Consider the following 14,644-nt stretch of genomic DNA (forward strand, 5'->3'; position numbering starts at 1 on the left):
TATCCTCTTTCGTTTAAAAAATGCTTAATGTTATCTAAAATTTGTTTAAAAAAATCTTTGCAAAAGTAGGGAAATATGGGCTTGGGGCGGTTAAACGCCCCGAAGTTTAAATGGCTATTTGACGTTAAAGCTTCGCTGGGCTAGGTCGTAGTCGTTTTGTCTTTCGTTATACATATTTTCAGTTGTGACTGCACCAAGCGAGCATTTACCGCCAAGTCTTACGCGATAAGGTGTGTAAAGTACGGCGTCTTTTTCGTCGCTATTTAGCGTGTAAAAGCTTAGCACGCGGTCATCTTTTATGCTTTTATACTCAACTTGCAAGCTGTTTTTTAAGCTCTTGCTAAAGTTGCTTAAATTTTCATTTATCGGCTCAAAGCAGCTACTTACGATCTCGTTTATAACGCCGTTTCTAACCATTGTTTTTGAGTTTATCACTACTTTTGAGTAGATGACGTCATTTACTTTTAGGCTGTCAAGACCCAGCTCTTTGCCTTTTTCATCGACAAAAACGCGGTAGATGTCAAGCTCTTTTGGCTCGATTTTATGTTTGATCTCAAGTGGCAAGTAAGCGTAGCTTAAGATAGTTGCATAAAGCTTATTTGAGCCTAGTGGAGTGATGCTAAATTCGCCATTTTTTGTAGTAAATGAGGTGCTTAAAAGACCGTCAAATTCTTTACTTTCACCATTGTAGCTAAGCTTAAATTTGTTATTTTTCTCGCCGCTATCTTTGCCAAAGTAGGCGTTTAGCGCTCTTAGCGTAAATGCACGCTCCTGCGTTGAGCTAAGCTCATTTAAATTTACTATCAAGAAATTTGCAAGGTCGTCTGAGTAGTCGTTTTTCTCAAAGTATTTTGCGTGCAAGTATAGGATAAAGGCGTTATCTCTTACTTTTGAGCTAAAATCAGATGCATTTTCTTCGCTTGTTTTAGCATTTTTGATATCTTTTAGCGCGACTTTTGCCTCGTCATCTAGTCCGTTTAGCTTTAGAGCTGCTGCCATTAGATATTTACTTAGTGCTGTTTTATTGTAGGCTTTGTCGTCGTAAATTTTATTTAAGATTGACCTATCAGCCATATTTGCACGTGAGCTTACATAAAGGGCGTAAAGTGCCTCAAGGTCGTTGTTTGCGTATTTTAAGAGCGAATTTAGCGCATTTTGTTTGACGCCTTTGCTTACCTCATATCCAGCCTCGCTAAGATCAAGTAAAACATCAGTTGCAAAGATACTTGCAAATGCATTTGTCTCGCCTAGATCGCTCCAGTAGCCAAAACTGCCGTCTGGCTTTTGCATCTTGACTAGCTCATCTATGCCGCTTGCGATAAATCTCTTTTGATCGCTTTTTTCAAGCTCATCTTTTGGTTTTAAATTTAAAAGTGCAAGCAGTCTTGAGCTCCTTTGCTCCGCGCATCCGTAAGGATACTCTACTAAATTTTTAGAAGCTGCTAAAAGCACGCTTGAGACCGAGCTTGACGCATCAATGCTCACATCGTGGTAGCCTTTTGGTAGTGAAATTTTACTCTCTTTGTCAAAGACGCTGCTCTTTGCGTAGGTGCTGATCGTATAAGGGCTAACGACGTCTAGTAAATTTTGAAGCGTTTTTGAGCTATTTTTGTCGCTTATTGTGACATTGTATTCGCCAGCACCTGTTTCAAGGGCTGAAATTTTAAGCACAAATGCCTTGTTTTCAAACGGCTTTAGGTTAGCATTTTCTTGCGTTTTGATGTTTAAATTTTTACTTGATGCTACATTTATAGTAAGGTTTTTGTCCGTATTTGTCGTATTTATAAGCCTTAAGTTTGCGCTTAATTCATCACCTTTTAAAAGATAAACTAAAGCACTTGGCTTAATGATCACATCATCTTTTACTTTTATCTCGCTATTTACGGCGTTCATTGCAGTTGCGTCATTTGCCACAGCATCTACTCTAATGGCGCCGTTAAAGCCATTTGGCGTTTTAAACTCGTATGAAATTTCGCCTTTGTCGTCTGCTTGAAGGCTCACTAAATTTGCAAAAGTTTTTACATTTTTGCTATCAACTGGGCTTGCGTGCTTTGCCATTTTTGCAGCCACAGCCATCGCTGCAGCATCACCGCCAAAGCTTAATGTTTTACCCTCGACCTTGTAGTTTGTAAGCATATTATAGATATCGTAGTCAAAGACGCCATCAGGTAAAATTTTGTCAAAAAACTTAAGCGGATCGGCTGGTTTTTGCGAAGTGATATCAAGCACGCCAACATCTGTGATAAATAAATTTAGATAAGCTTTTGGCTTTGTTTTTAGTGAAATTTTGATATTTTCATCGCTCTTTGCCGCTTTTGGCGCTTCTAGGCTAAGCTCTATCTTCCTTGAAGATTTATCGCCGTTTGCATAGACCTTGCCGTAGGTTCTAAACGGAGTTAGTCCAGCGTCAGTCATGCGGTAGATATTTGCACTCACATAAAGGCCGTTAAAGTCAAAGTCAAGTTTAAATTTAACATTTGCCGAGTTGTTTTTGATCTTGACGACCTTGTAGGCTTTGACACCTGCGTCCTCAAGCGTGACAAGCGCGATGCCTTCTTTTATCGCTGAGCTTATATCTGCGCTTAGCTCGTCGCCTTTTTTATAGACGCTTTTGTTTAGCTTTATCTGAGACTTGCTAAGCTCTTTTGTAGGGGCTAGGGTTGAGTAGTTGTAGCCGCTTACATCGATGTCTAAGCTCGTGCTTGCACCACTTACTAAATTTGTAGCAGTGATGACGTATGAGCCACTTTGCGTAAATTTATAGCTAAACTCGCCACTATTTTTATAAAAACTATCCACATCTTCAAGCGTTCGTATCCACTTTATATAGCCGTTTGCGTCCCTTTGATACTGCCATGAGACGCGTTTTATATCAAATTTTAAATTTGACTTCACTGCCTTTTGGCTTGGCATATCAACGACGACTGTTCTTATCTTTACATCTTCGTTTGGATCTGCAAATGCCGTGCTAGCAGCGATGCCAACCATATCTTTATAAGGATAGAGCGTAAAGCTTTTTGCGTCACTTACGTTTTTGCCATCATCATTTACGTTGAAATTTATGACGCCTTTTATTATTGAAGGTGCGTTTTTGGTGTTAAAACTAAGATCTATCATCTGGCTTGATTTGCCATCTTTTGAAAGAGTTAGATCATTTTCTATGCTTGGATAAGCAGCTGCTTTTAGGGTGTCATTTTTAAATTTATACTCTTTAAATTCGCTATTTTTATACTCATCATCAAAGAAGCTAACCTGCATACTGCCAGCTAGGTCGCTAGCTGCTCCGCCAAAGAGATAGCTGCTTGTCAAATTTACCTTTACTAGCTCGTTTGCAAAGAATTTATCCGCGTCTATGGCTATGTCATTTTTTATCTTGTTTGGCACGAAGCTCTCGACATAAAATGGCACGCTTGCTATCACCTTGCTAGCGTAGATTATCTGCATGTTAAATCTACCGCTTAGATCGCTTAAAATTTCTTTTTCAAAATTTATCATGCCGACATCATTTGTATTTTGTGTGATCTGGGCGCTACTTTTGCCTTGTGGATCGATAAATTTGATCTTAACTGGCATATTTTTAAGCGGGTTAAAGTCTCTATCTCTTAGATAGATAGCCCCTTTTAGGCTCTCGTTTGGTCTTATGATATTTGAGGCAAAATGCGTGTAAGCATCGATGCTCTCGCTTGGATTTTGGCTGATGAGCTTTGCCTCATTTAGCGCTTCGCCATCTTTTATGATGAGGAAATTCTGCTCCTTGCCAAGTGAGACAACGATCGATGAGATCTCTTTGTAGATATCTTTTTTGTTAAATTTAAAGACGCCGACGTCATTTGTCGCGCCAACTGCGATCTCTTCGTTTCTTTTGCCATAAATTTTTACATTTGCGTTTGGTAGCATTGTGTTTTCGCCAAGGCGGTTTGCAAAGACGAAAATTTCATCCTTGCCAAGCTTTGCATTTATGGCGATGTCGCTTAGATAGACGACCTTTGAGACGCTCTTATCCTTGCCATAGTTTAAATTTATCTTATATACGCCATCTCCAGCTCCTGCAAAGTCAAGCTTGATCTTGTTTAGTGAAATTTCGTTTAACGCACCCTCTAGCTTGTAGTTTTTGCTTGCTACTTTTGAGCTAAAATTGCTTAGATCTTCGCTATTGTCGTTGAAATTTAAAAAGTATCTAAAATTTTGATCGCTTAACTTTTCAACGCTCACATTTAGCTCAGGTAAATTTGCACTTCTAATGCCGATCTCGCCCACGCTTGAGATGTAAGGCTCTTCGTTTGTGAAATTTGCAAATGGAGTGAAGTTACTAGCGACCACCTCGTAGGTTTTGGCCTCTCTTACGACATTTCTATCATCTCCAAAACCCGGTTTTATCGTGATCTCGTAGCTATTTTGTGGCTTAAACTCATCGCTTGTGATATCGATGTAATAATCATACTCATCAAGTTCAGAATTTGGCGCGCTATTTTCATCGTCATTTTTATATGCCACGTCGCTTATGCTAAAGCTTTTTACGCCTTTTATCTTGATAAATTTCTTTAGATTATTATCATCGCTTAGCCACTCTTTTAGATAAATTCTAAATGCCAAGATGCCGTTATCAAGGCTTGTTGGATAAATTTTGGCTATCTCAAAGCTCTTTGCTTCAGCGTTTATGCTTGCGCTCTCTTCGCTTGCTTGCTCACTAAATTTAATCGCGCCATCGCCTGCTAGCTTAGCGCCAAATTTACTCTCAAAATTTTCTCCAAGATCAAAAGTAGGCTCGCTTATATTTTTATCAAGATCAAGCTCAAAGCTGTTTTGAGAGAGCTGCAAGGCATTAAAGCTTGCACCTTTTACGGCTATTTTTTTTACAAGCTCGTCACTAACTTCGTCATTAAATTTAAGGACAAATTTGCTATCAGAGAGCTTTTCTATCTTCTCAAGTGCAAATTCTTTCGTCTCAAAGCTAGCGCTGCTGCCATTTTCTAATTTGCAGTTATACTCGGTGCCTGCGTGCATATCTTTTGTAAAGAGTGTAAGGCTTTGAGCGTTAAATTTCACCGTGCCACTTAGCGCTGGCTCGCACGAGATAAGCTTTTTCTCGCTTAGCGTGCCTATGAGATTTTTGCTAACATCATCTTCTAGTCCAAATTCCACGCTTAAAGGTGACTTTACCTCGGCGGTGCCATTTAGACTTAAAGCATATAAATTTACTGCTCCTAAAAGTGCTAGAAGTAGCGCTTTTTGCTGCATTTTATCTCCTTAGTTTTATTGTTATTTCACTTTGATTTGAGTTTTGATCAAGGCATTTTAAAGTGTGCTCGCCAAGAGTTAGATCTAGCCTTTTTTCACTTGCATTTTCTGTCTTAGAAAAGTTCAAATCATCCACTTTCAGGTAAATTTCATCACCTAAAAACGCGTAGCATTTTAGCACAATTTGTGTTACATTTTCATCTGTCACGATCTCTTCGCCGTCATACGGATAGGCAAAAACTGGTTTTTTATCTTTAAAAACTTCAGCACAAGGGCTATTTTTGACCTCGTCTTTGTCTAAAAAGCCATTTTTTATCAAGAACTCAAGCTCTTCGCCTCTTAAACTCTCGCACTTATCTTGCAGTTTAACTCCAACTATCCTATCATCAAGCGCCGTTTTTTTGCATGTTTCATAACTAAAAGCATCAAGGCAGGTTGGCACTTTCTCAATGCCCTCTGGCTCGCTCATAAAGCTTAAATTTCTTTTTTGAGCGATAAGTTTAAACATATCAAAAACGATCTTTGAAACGTCATTTAGCCCAGTTAGTTTGTCAGTTTTTTCGGCGTTAAAGTTGCCCACCCAGACGGCTATTGTGTAGTCCTCATCAACTCCTATGGCGTAAAGATCGCGTGAGTTTGCACTTGTGCCTGTTTTAAAGGCGATCTTTGGCGTGTTTTGCGCATATTGCCAAGCATTTTTTAGATATGACCTTGAGGCCTCGCTCATCATTTTGGCGGTTAGATATGCGCTTTGAGGCGAGATGAGGGTTATGTTTTTGTCTTCATTTTTGTAGTTTTTGCCCGCAAACTCAAGTGGCCTATAAACCCCGCCATTTGCGTATATCGTATAAAGATGCGCAAGATCAATCAGGCTCATCTCAGCGCTACCTAAAACTATCGAAGAGCCGTAAAATTCCTTGTTTTCATCAACTAAATTTACCTTTTCAAGTAGCTCATAAAGCGAGTTATCTTTTAGCTTTAAGTCTAAATTTATAACTGGGATATTGAGGCTAAAATTTAGAGCGTCCTTTGCGCTTACAAGCCCCAAAAAGTCGTTACTAAAGTTCTTTGGTACATATTCATTCAGATAAATTTGCGTGTCTATCAGCTGCGAGCTTGGCGTGATAAGCCCGCTATCAAGCGCTAGCGAGTAGATAAAAGGCTTTAGCGTGCTGCCGGTGTTTCGCTTCATATTTAGGGCTGAGTTTTTGCCGTCGCGTGCGCGCTCATCGTGCGAGCCTATGAAAGCAACAACGCTCATTTTTTTATTATCAATAACCACGGCTGCGGCATTGTTTGCGTTTTTAGCCTTTAGCGAAAACATCGCATCTTTTAAAATTTTAAGCATATCTTTTTGTAAATTTAGATCCAAACTCGCCTTTAAAATTTGGTTTTTAAAAGCGACATTTGCGTAGTCGCTAGCATTTACGACGGCTCTTATCCTTACATTTTTAAATGGCTCAGCCTGCGCTCTTTTAAAGGCGCTAAGATCGATTAAATTTGCCTTATAAAGCATCTTTATGACCCTGTTTTTTAGCGCGTTTATGTTTGAGACGCGGTCAAGTCTATTTTTATTTGGATTTTTAGGGATCGTGCTTAAAAGTGCGGCCTGAGCGTAGCTAAGCTCGTTTAGCTCCTTGCCAAAGTAAAAGAAGCTTGCCGCCTTTGCACCCTCGATATTGCCACCATATGGGGCTAAATTTAGGTATAAATTTAAAATTTCATCCTTGCTAAAGTGCAGTTCAAGCTGAAATGCTCTAAAAATTTCTCTTATCTTATTTTTATAGCTTCTATCACTTGGCTCAAGCATCCTAGCTACTTGCATCGTGATAGTGCTAGCGCCTATGCGGTTGTCGCTTCTTAGGTTGTGAAAAAATGCTCTAAAAATGGAGGCAAAATTTACGCCAAAATGGTAGTAAAAGTACCTATCTTCAAAGAGTACGACGCATTGTTTTAGTGAGTTTGGGAAGCTTTGCTCGTGAAATCTCCAAATTCCGTCGCTACTAAGCTTCATATTTATGATCTCGCCATTTTTATCAAGCAAAATTTTGGCTTCATCTTTTTTGAGCGCATCTAAATTTAGTGGATAAATTTGATCAAGTATCAAAAAAATAGCGACTAATAGAGCCAAAAATAGGGCAAGGAATTTTAAAAATTTAAACTTTTTCATCGGCGTGATTATAGCTGTTAAAGTTTAAGTAGCTATAATTAGACCTTTTTAAAAAAGAGGAAACAATGCCCTTATCTAGGTTAAACAAAGAACAATACACCGCCGCAACTGCGCCATTTGGACACAATCTCATCATCGCTTCAGCTGGCACTGGCAAGACTAGCACGATTGTCGCTCGCATCGCACATCTTTTAAATTTAGGCGTAAAGCCAGAGAAAATTTTGCTTCTAACATTTACCAACAAAGCAGCCAGCGAAATGATAGAGCGCTTAAATAGGTATTTTGACAAACAAATCACCTCCAAAATCACTGCAGGCACCTTCCACTCGGTCTCATTTTCGCTTTTAAAAAGCCTTGATAAAGGCGTCACGCTAAAGCAGCCAAGCGAGCTAAAGACGCTTTTAAAAAGTCTTGTTGAGAGGCGTAAATTTTACCACTTAAGCGACGTCAAGCCTTACGGCGGAGCCTATCTATACGACCTTTACTCGCTCTTTCAAAACAGCGAACAAGGCACCACTTTTGGCAAATGGATAAGCGATAAGAGCGAAGAGCAGGGCGTTTATGCTGAAATTTATGAAGATGTCTTAGAGGAGTTTGAGGCCGAAAAGGCTAAATTTTCTTACGCTGATTTTAACGATCTTCTCATAAAAATGCGCGACGAGCTAAAAAATGGGGCAAATTTAGCTTATGATGAAATTTTGATCGACGAGTATCAAGACACAAACACGCTTCAAGGCAGCCTAATAGACGCATTTAAGACAAAGAGCCTCTTTTGCGTGGGCGATTTTGACCAGAGCATCTACGCATTTAACGGCGCAAATATCGAGATCATAGGCTCATTTAAAGATCGCTTCCCAAACGCAAATATCTACGCTTTAAATGTAAATTACCGATCAAGCTCAAGCATACTTGCCCTTGCAAACAAGGTGATAAACAATAACCCAAGGCTTTATGAAAAGCACCTAACAGTTAGCCGCGAGGGAAATTTCAAGCCTCCAAGGCTGCTTGTCTATAACGAGCTTTTTGATCAGTATCAAAATATCGCTGATATCATCTCGCTCTCGCCATTTAATAGAGAAAATATCGCCATAATTTTTAGAAATAACTCATCAGCCGACGGCATCGAGGTCGCGCTAAAAGAGCGAGGCATCGGCTCAAAGCGAAAGGGCGGGGTGAGCTTTTTTGAGAGCCGTGAGATCAAGGCACTCATCGACATTATGGGAATTTATGTCAATCCAAAAGATATAATGGCATTTATCCACATCTGCGAATACGCAAAGGGCGTTGGCAGCGCAGTTAGCAAAGAAATTTTTGACGCACTGCTTAAGCTTGGGCATGGAAATTTGATAAAAGGGATAGTTGAGCCAGATGAGAGCGTAAATATCTCATCAAACAAGAGGCGAAACTACCAGCTAGGCCTTTTTGACGACCTTGACGAATTTGCCGAGGTTTCGAGGTTTTCTAAGCTTGGCTTTAGCGATAAATTTCTGGGCCACCCTGTGCTAAAACTACAAAAGCTAAGCGAGAGTGGAGCGCAATTTTTATATGAAATTTACAACTTTTTAAGAGGTATGAGAAATATCTCAAAGCCAGCCACGATGATAAACGAGATAAAAACTAGCAAAATTTACTCACTAATCGTTGAAAACATCAGCACAAAAAGGGCAACTCTAAAAAACGGCAACGTCGATCTGGCACTCAAAGAAGAGGTCAAAGAGCGCATAATGGCAAAGAGCGTGGTGCTAAGCGAGCTAGCTAAAAAATATCAAGATATCAGTAAATTTTATAACTTTTTAGCCCTTGGAAGCAACGAGATGAGCGAAGGGCAGGGCGTTAGCTTGCTTAGCGTGCATGCGAGCAAAGGGCTTGAATTTGACCAAGTTTTCATCGTCGATCTCGCACAAAATCGCTTTCCAAATTTAAAGCTAATGAGCATGGGTGGCAGCCTTGAAGAGGAGAGGCGTCTCTTTTACGTAGCAGTAACAAGGGCTAAAGACGAGCTTTATCTTAGCTACGCAAAATACGACAAGATAAAGAAGGTGACCTACCAACCAAGTAGGTTTTTGATAGAGGCTGGCATGGCAAAAGAGGAAGCTTAAAGAGTATTTACTCTTGTGAAGTAGAATTTACCAATTTTTTACAAAGAGAAGCGATGAAAAAATCTAAAATTTTAATAATCCTGCTTATTTTAGGCGTCGGTGGATACTTCGTCTATGATAAATTTTTTAATATAAAAGATGAAAAGGTGGAGTTTATCACCAAAAAGGCAAAGAAGGGCTCATTTAGCAAAAAGGTCGATGCGACTGGAGAGATTTTCGCCACCGAGCTAATCGACGTGGGAGCTCAGGTGAGCGGTCAGATAAAAAAGCTATATGTTAAGCTTGGAGATCAGGTAAAAAAAGGCGATATGATCGCAAGTATCGATAGCTCGACCCAGCAAAATAGCATAGATAATAAAGAGGCTCAACTTGCCATCTACAAGGCTCAGCTTGAAAGCGCAAAAGTGGCTCTAAATATCGCCAAAACGCAGTTTGATAGAGAAAACGCGCTCTTTTCTAAAAACGCCACCTCAAAGCAAGAATTTGAAAGCGCAAAAAACACATATAGTGCAAATAGCGCAAAGATAAAAGAGCTTGAAGCTCAGATCAAGCAGACAAATATCGAGCTAAGCACCGCTAAGATAAATTTAGGCTACACAAAGATCACCGCTCCAAGAGATGGCACGGTTGTAAGCGTGCAGGTTGAGGAGGGCCAGACTGTAAATGCCAACCAAACTACGCCAACTATCGTAAATATCGCTGATCTTAGCCATGTAAAGATGAAGATGCAAATAGCAGAGGGCGATATCACAAAGATCAAAGTCGGCACGCCAGTTGAGTACTCGATCCTCTCTGAGCCAACGAAGAAATTTCAAACGACTGTTAGCTCGATCGATCCTGGGCTTACCACACTAAGTGATGGCAGCTACGGCTCAAGCAGCAGCAGTAAGTCTTCATATTCGAGTAGCTCTAGCAGCAGCTCGGCGGTTTATTACTACGCGCAAAGCATCGTTGATAATAAAGATGGAATTTTAAGAATAGGCATGACCACACAAAACGAGCTTTTAATAGCAAACGTCGAGGGCGCCATCATCGTGCCAAGCATCGGCATCAAAAAAGATGAAAACGGCACTTTTGTCTATGTGCTAAAAGATGGTAAGCCAGTAAAAACAGCGGTCAAAACTGGCATAAAAGACAACCTCGATACGCAGATCATTAGCGGCATAAACGAGAATGACGAGATCATCACATCTCAAGGCTCATCAAGCGAGATCGCCAAGATGATCGCAAAAGAACATAAGAAGTTTTAAGTGATAAGCCTAAAAAACATCACCAAAAGCTTTAAGCTAGGTGACAATGAGATAGAGATCCTGCATGGCATAAATTTAGAGATAAAAAAGGGCGAATTTATAGCCATCATCGGTCAGTCTGGCTCTGGTAAATCAACCCTGATGAACATCCTTGGCTGCTTAGACAGCCCAAGTGGCGGGCAGTACCTGCTAGATGGCAAAGATATATCAAAATTTGATAGCGACGCACTTGCTAAGCTTAGAAGGGATAAATTTGGCTTTATCTTTCAAAGATATAACCTGCTTAGCACGATGAATGCCCTTGAAAACGTAGCGCTGCCAAGCATCTACGCAGGTGCAAACAAGAGCGAGCGAGAGAAAAGAGCTAATGAGCTTCTTGGCTCACTTGGACTTAGTGAAAAGGCGAAAAATTTACCAAACAAACTTTCAGGCGGACAGCAGCAAAGGGTCTCCATAGCAAGGGCTCTGATGAATGGCGGCGAGATCATTTTAGCAGACGAGCCAACTGGCGCGCTTGATAGCAAAAGTGGGCTTAGGGTGATGGAAATTTTAGTTGATCTTTACAAAAAAGGCCACACCATTATCATCGTCACGCACGACCCAAAGATCGCAGAGTATGCGAGTAGGGTGATCGAGATAAAAGATGGCAACATCGTAAGTGACAATGTAAAAAATAGCAAAATTTATGAAGCTAGCAAGCAAACTCAGCCAGAAAAGAGTAAATTTACCTACTATAAAGACCAGCTAATAGAGAGCTTTAAAATGTCGGTAAATGCGATGCTAGCGCACAAACTAAGATCGCTTTTAACGATGCTTGGCATTATCATTGGCATTACAGCGGTCATTAGCGTCGTAGCTCTTGGCAAAGGCTCGCAGGAGCAAATTTTAGCTGGTATCAGAAAGATCGGCACAAACACGATCGACATCATGCCAGGTAAAGGCTTTGGCGATATGCTCTCAGGCAAGGTAAAAACGCTCTCCATAAGCGACGCAAACATGCTTGCTAAGCAGTCCTTTTTAGACTCAGTCACGCCAAATACAAGCACTTCAGGCGTGCTAACATATGAAAATATCTCGCTAAGTGCGAGCTTAAAAGGCGGTGGAGTAGGGAGCTTTGATGTAAATGGGCTAAAGCTAGAAGAGGGCAGAATTTACGATGATGACGAGGTTTTAAACTCCGCTTCAGTCGCACTAATCGATCAAAACACCAAAAATAGCATCTTTAAAAATGAAGATCCTATCGGGAAGATCATACTTTTTAACAAAAAGCCACTTCGCATTATCGGCGTTTTGCAAAAGGATGATTTTAAGATGGGCGACTCAAGCACGCTTAAAATTTACGCCCCATACACGACCGTGCTAAACAAGGTCACAGGGGATAAATTTATAAGCTCGGTCACAGCTAAAGTAAATGAAGGTGTCAATGCGCAAATCGCCGAAAAAACACTAACTGAGCTTTTAGAGATCAAGCACGGCAAAAAAGACTTTTTTACAAGAAACTCAGACAGCATCAAGCAAACTATCGAAGAGACCATCTCAACCATGCGCCTTCTCATCTCAAGCATCGCCGTCGTCTCGCTCGTAGTTGGGGGCATAGGCGTCATGAACATCATGCTAGTATCAGTCACCGAGCGCACCAAAGAGATAGGCATAAAAATGGCGATCGGAGCTAGACAGAGCAACATCTTGCAGCAGTTTTTGATAGAGGCGGTGCTACTTTGCCTTATCGGCGGAGCTATCGGCATCGTCCTATCCTACGCCATTGGCTACATCTTTAACAACTTTTTAAACGGCTTTAGCATGATCTTTTCAAACGGCTCGATCGTGCTTGCACTTGTCACGTCGATGGCGATTGGCATCATCTTTGGCTACATGCCAGCTAAAAACGCCTCAAAACTAAATCCAATAGATGCGCTTTCAAGGGAGTAATATGAAATTTCTAAGCCTAGCTTTAGTGCTCGTTTTAAGCGGCTGCGCTGTTAAAAATATAGATGAAAACTACAAACAAATTTTACTTGAAGATAACGCCAGCGGCGAGCTAAATTTAGACACCTCTTGGTGGAAGCAGTATCAGCAAAGCTACCTTGATGAGCTTGTAGAACTTGCTCTTAAAAACAACACCGACCTTGCAAAAGCTGCGATAAATGTAAATAAAGCGCTCGCTCAAGCTGGCGTTTTGCAGGCAAATCTCATCCCAAGCTTTAACGCTGGCATCGAGGCAACAAGTAGCAAAAACATAAAAGAGGGCGGCGCGGTCACTAGAAGCTTTGGCTCAAGCATAGGGCTTAGCTATGAGCTTGATCTTTGGCAAAAGCTAGCAAACAGCAAAGATGCAGCGATGTTTGAAGCAGATGCTACTAAATTTGATCTGGAGGCTAGCAAACTAAGCGTGATAAACTCCGTGGCAGACGCTTATTTTCAAATTTTATATCTAAACGAGAGCATCAAAACTTATGAGCAAATTTTAGAAATTTATAACAAGCTAAATGAGATAGTTGGGCTTAAATTTAAGCTTGGCAAAGAGGAGGCGCTAAGCCTAAAACAGATAAACTCACAGCTTTTAAACGCTCAAAATAAGATAGAAAGTGCCAAAAAAGAGCTAGTGAGTGCTAAAAAAACGCTTAGGATTTTGCTAAATGAGAGGCCAGAATTTGAGCTTAAATTTGAAGGCCTCACGCTAAGTCCCGTTAAAAGAGTGGGCGTTGATCTAGATGTGCCAACAAGCGCCATAGCAAACCGCCCCGATCTAAGAGCGGCCATTTACCGCATAGAAGAGGGCATCTTAAACTACAAAGCGAGCCAAAAAGAGTTTTATCCAAGCATCACGCTAGGAGCCAGCCTCAAAAACAGCACCGACAAAAAAGAGGAAGCGTTTAGCCTTAAATTTCTAAATGGCAACATCGCTCTAAATTTACCATTTTTAAACTACCACAAACTAAAGTCAAATTTAAAAGTTAGTGAGGCAAATTTCGAGCTTGCAAAGCTAAACTACATAAGCACTCTAAATAGCGCATTAAACGAGATAGACGCATTTTACAAAGGCTACTTAAACGACGAAGCACTACTTGCAAACTACCAAGAGCAGATAAAAAACTACGAGGAGATTTCAAAAATTTACGAGCTAAAATACTCTTACGGTAAGGTTGAGCTAAAGCAGTTTTTAGAGGCTAAAAATAGCGAACTAGAGGCCAAAATAGGGCTACTAAAAGCAAAATACACACTTTTACAAGATGAGCTAAATATCTACAAAGCCATGGCTGGCAAATTTAATAGGTAAATTTATGAGCTCGGCTTGGGACTACGAGGCAAATGCGTGTAGCAGTGATGGCAAATTTAGCGCCAAATTTGAAGGCTGCGAGGTAGCTATGGGCGCTCCAACCCTTGGAGAGCTACGACTTTTTATAAATAGCAAGCACTGTCTAAATTTAAAAAATGAGCCTTCAAACCACGCAAAAAGACTATCAAATTTGGATCAAAATTTAGTTAAAGATGGCAGCACCCATCAAATTTTACTTAGTGAGAGAGCAACAGCTTGCTTTTTATTTTCAGACGACTCCAAATTTCTAGCTTTTTCTGAATGGACGGCAGATAAAATGCAGATCATAAAAATAGTGCGCCTAGCTGATATGAGCATAAAAACTGATAATAGGCGCAAAAGAGTAGTGGAATTTCTCTCATTTGATGATGGCTTGCTTGAAATTTTAGACTCACCGATCTTTATGCCTAAAAACTACACACTGGATATCCGCACACTTTTTAACGATAAAATTTAATTACGCACTTTAGCTTGAAAAATAGTTTTCATGCGTGTTTTCACAGCAAATTTAACTGCTAGATCTTAAATTTAGCACGTAGGATCGCTTAAATCTAAAATTTAACACAAATTT

General features: G+C 40.3%; 7 protein-coding genes. 5 read left to right on the plus strand and 2 right to left on the minus strand.

The genetic code is table 11. The features are described 5' to 3' along the window. Positions 1–114: 114 nt before the first annotated feature. Both CVS89_RS05305 and pbpC read right to left on the minus strand, forming a co-directional pair. Entirely contained in the window at positions 115–5,238 is a 5,124-nt protein-coding gene (locus CVS89_RS05305) for an alpha-2-macroglobulin family protein (RefSeq protein WP_107847905.1), read from the minus strand. 1 nt (position 5,239) lies between these two features. After that, the gene (gene pbpC, locus CVS89_RS05310; RefSeq protein ID WP_107847906.1) at positions 5,240–7,408 is read right to left on the minus strand and encodes a penicillin-binding protein 1C; all 2,169 of its coding nucleotides are present in this window, start codon (positions 7,406–7,408) and stop codon (positions 5,240–5,242) included. Positions 7,409–7,473: 65 nt separating this feature from the next. Here pbpC and CVS89_RS05315 point away from each other — a divergent pair, with 65 nt between their 5' ends. From CVS89_RS05315 to CVS89_RS05335, 5 genes are read left to right on the plus strand one after another with little or no spacing between them, the layout of a single operon-like run. Further along, complete coding sequence (locus CVS89_RS05315; RefSeq protein ID WP_103586094.1) at positions 7,474–9,507, plus strand: ATP-dependent helicase; 2,034 nt, start codon at positions 7,474–7,476, stop codon at positions 9,505–9,507. 53 nt (positions 9,508–9,560) lie between these two features. Continuing rightward, complete coding sequence (locus CVS89_RS05320; RefSeq protein WP_107847907.1) at positions 9,561–10,757, plus strand: efflux RND transporter periplasmic adaptor subunit; 1,197 nt, start codon at positions 9,561–9,563, stop codon at positions 10,755–10,757. Further along, the gene (locus CVS89_RS05325; RefSeq protein WP_103649623.1) at positions 10,758–12,686 is read left to right on the plus strand and encodes a MacB family efflux pump subunit; all 1,929 of its coding nucleotides are present in this window, start codon (positions 10,758–10,760) and stop codon (positions 12,684–12,686) included. It begins immediately after the preceding gene. Position 12,687: 1 nt separating this feature from the next. Continuing rightward, on the plus strand, positions 12,688–14,034 hold the full coding sequence (locus CVS89_RS05330) for a TolC family protein (RefSeq protein WP_107847908.1): 1,347 nt from the start codon (positions 12,688–12,690) through the stop codon (positions 14,032–14,034). Between the two features lie 4 nt (positions 14,035–14,038). Next, positions 14,039–14,530, plus strand: a complete 492-nt coding sequence (locus CVS89_RS05335; protein WP_103606570.1) for a flagellar protein — start codon at positions 14,039–14,041, stop codon at positions 14,528–14,530. The last annotated feature ends 114 nt before the right edge of the window (positions 14,531–14,644 follow it).

It is taken from the genome of Campylobacter concisus, from assembly GCF_003048615.2.
GTDB lineage: Bacteria > Campylobacterota > Campylobacteria > Campylobacterales > Campylobacteraceae > Campylobacter_A > Campylobacter_A concisus_C.

Bases quoted from the DNA above. Each gene is read 5' to 3' on its own strand.
- CVS89_RS05305 (WP_107847905.1), bottom strand. From the start codon at position 5,238: ATGCAGCAAAAAGCGCTACTTCTAGCACTTTTAGGAGCAGTAAATTTA.
- pbpC (WP_107847906.1), bottom strand. From the start codon at position 7,408: ATGAAAAAGTTTAAATTTTTAAAATTCCTTGCCCTATTTTTGGCTCTA.
- CVS89_RS05315 (WP_103586094.1), top strand. From the start codon at position 7,474: ATGCCCTTATCTAGGTTAAACAAAGAACAATACACCGCCGCAACTGCG.
- CVS89_RS05320 (WP_107847907.1), top strand. From the start codon at position 9,561: ATGAAAAAATCTAAAATTTTAATAATCCTGCTTATTTTAGGCGTCGGT.
- CVS89_RS05330 (WP_107847908.1), top strand. From the start codon at position 12,688: ATGAAATTTCTAAGCCTAGCTTTAGTGCTCGTTTTAAGCGGCTGCGCT.
- CVS89_RS05335 (WP_103606570.1), top strand. From the start codon at position 14,039: ATGAGCTCGGCTTGGGACTACGAGGCAAATGCGTGTAGCAGTGATGGC.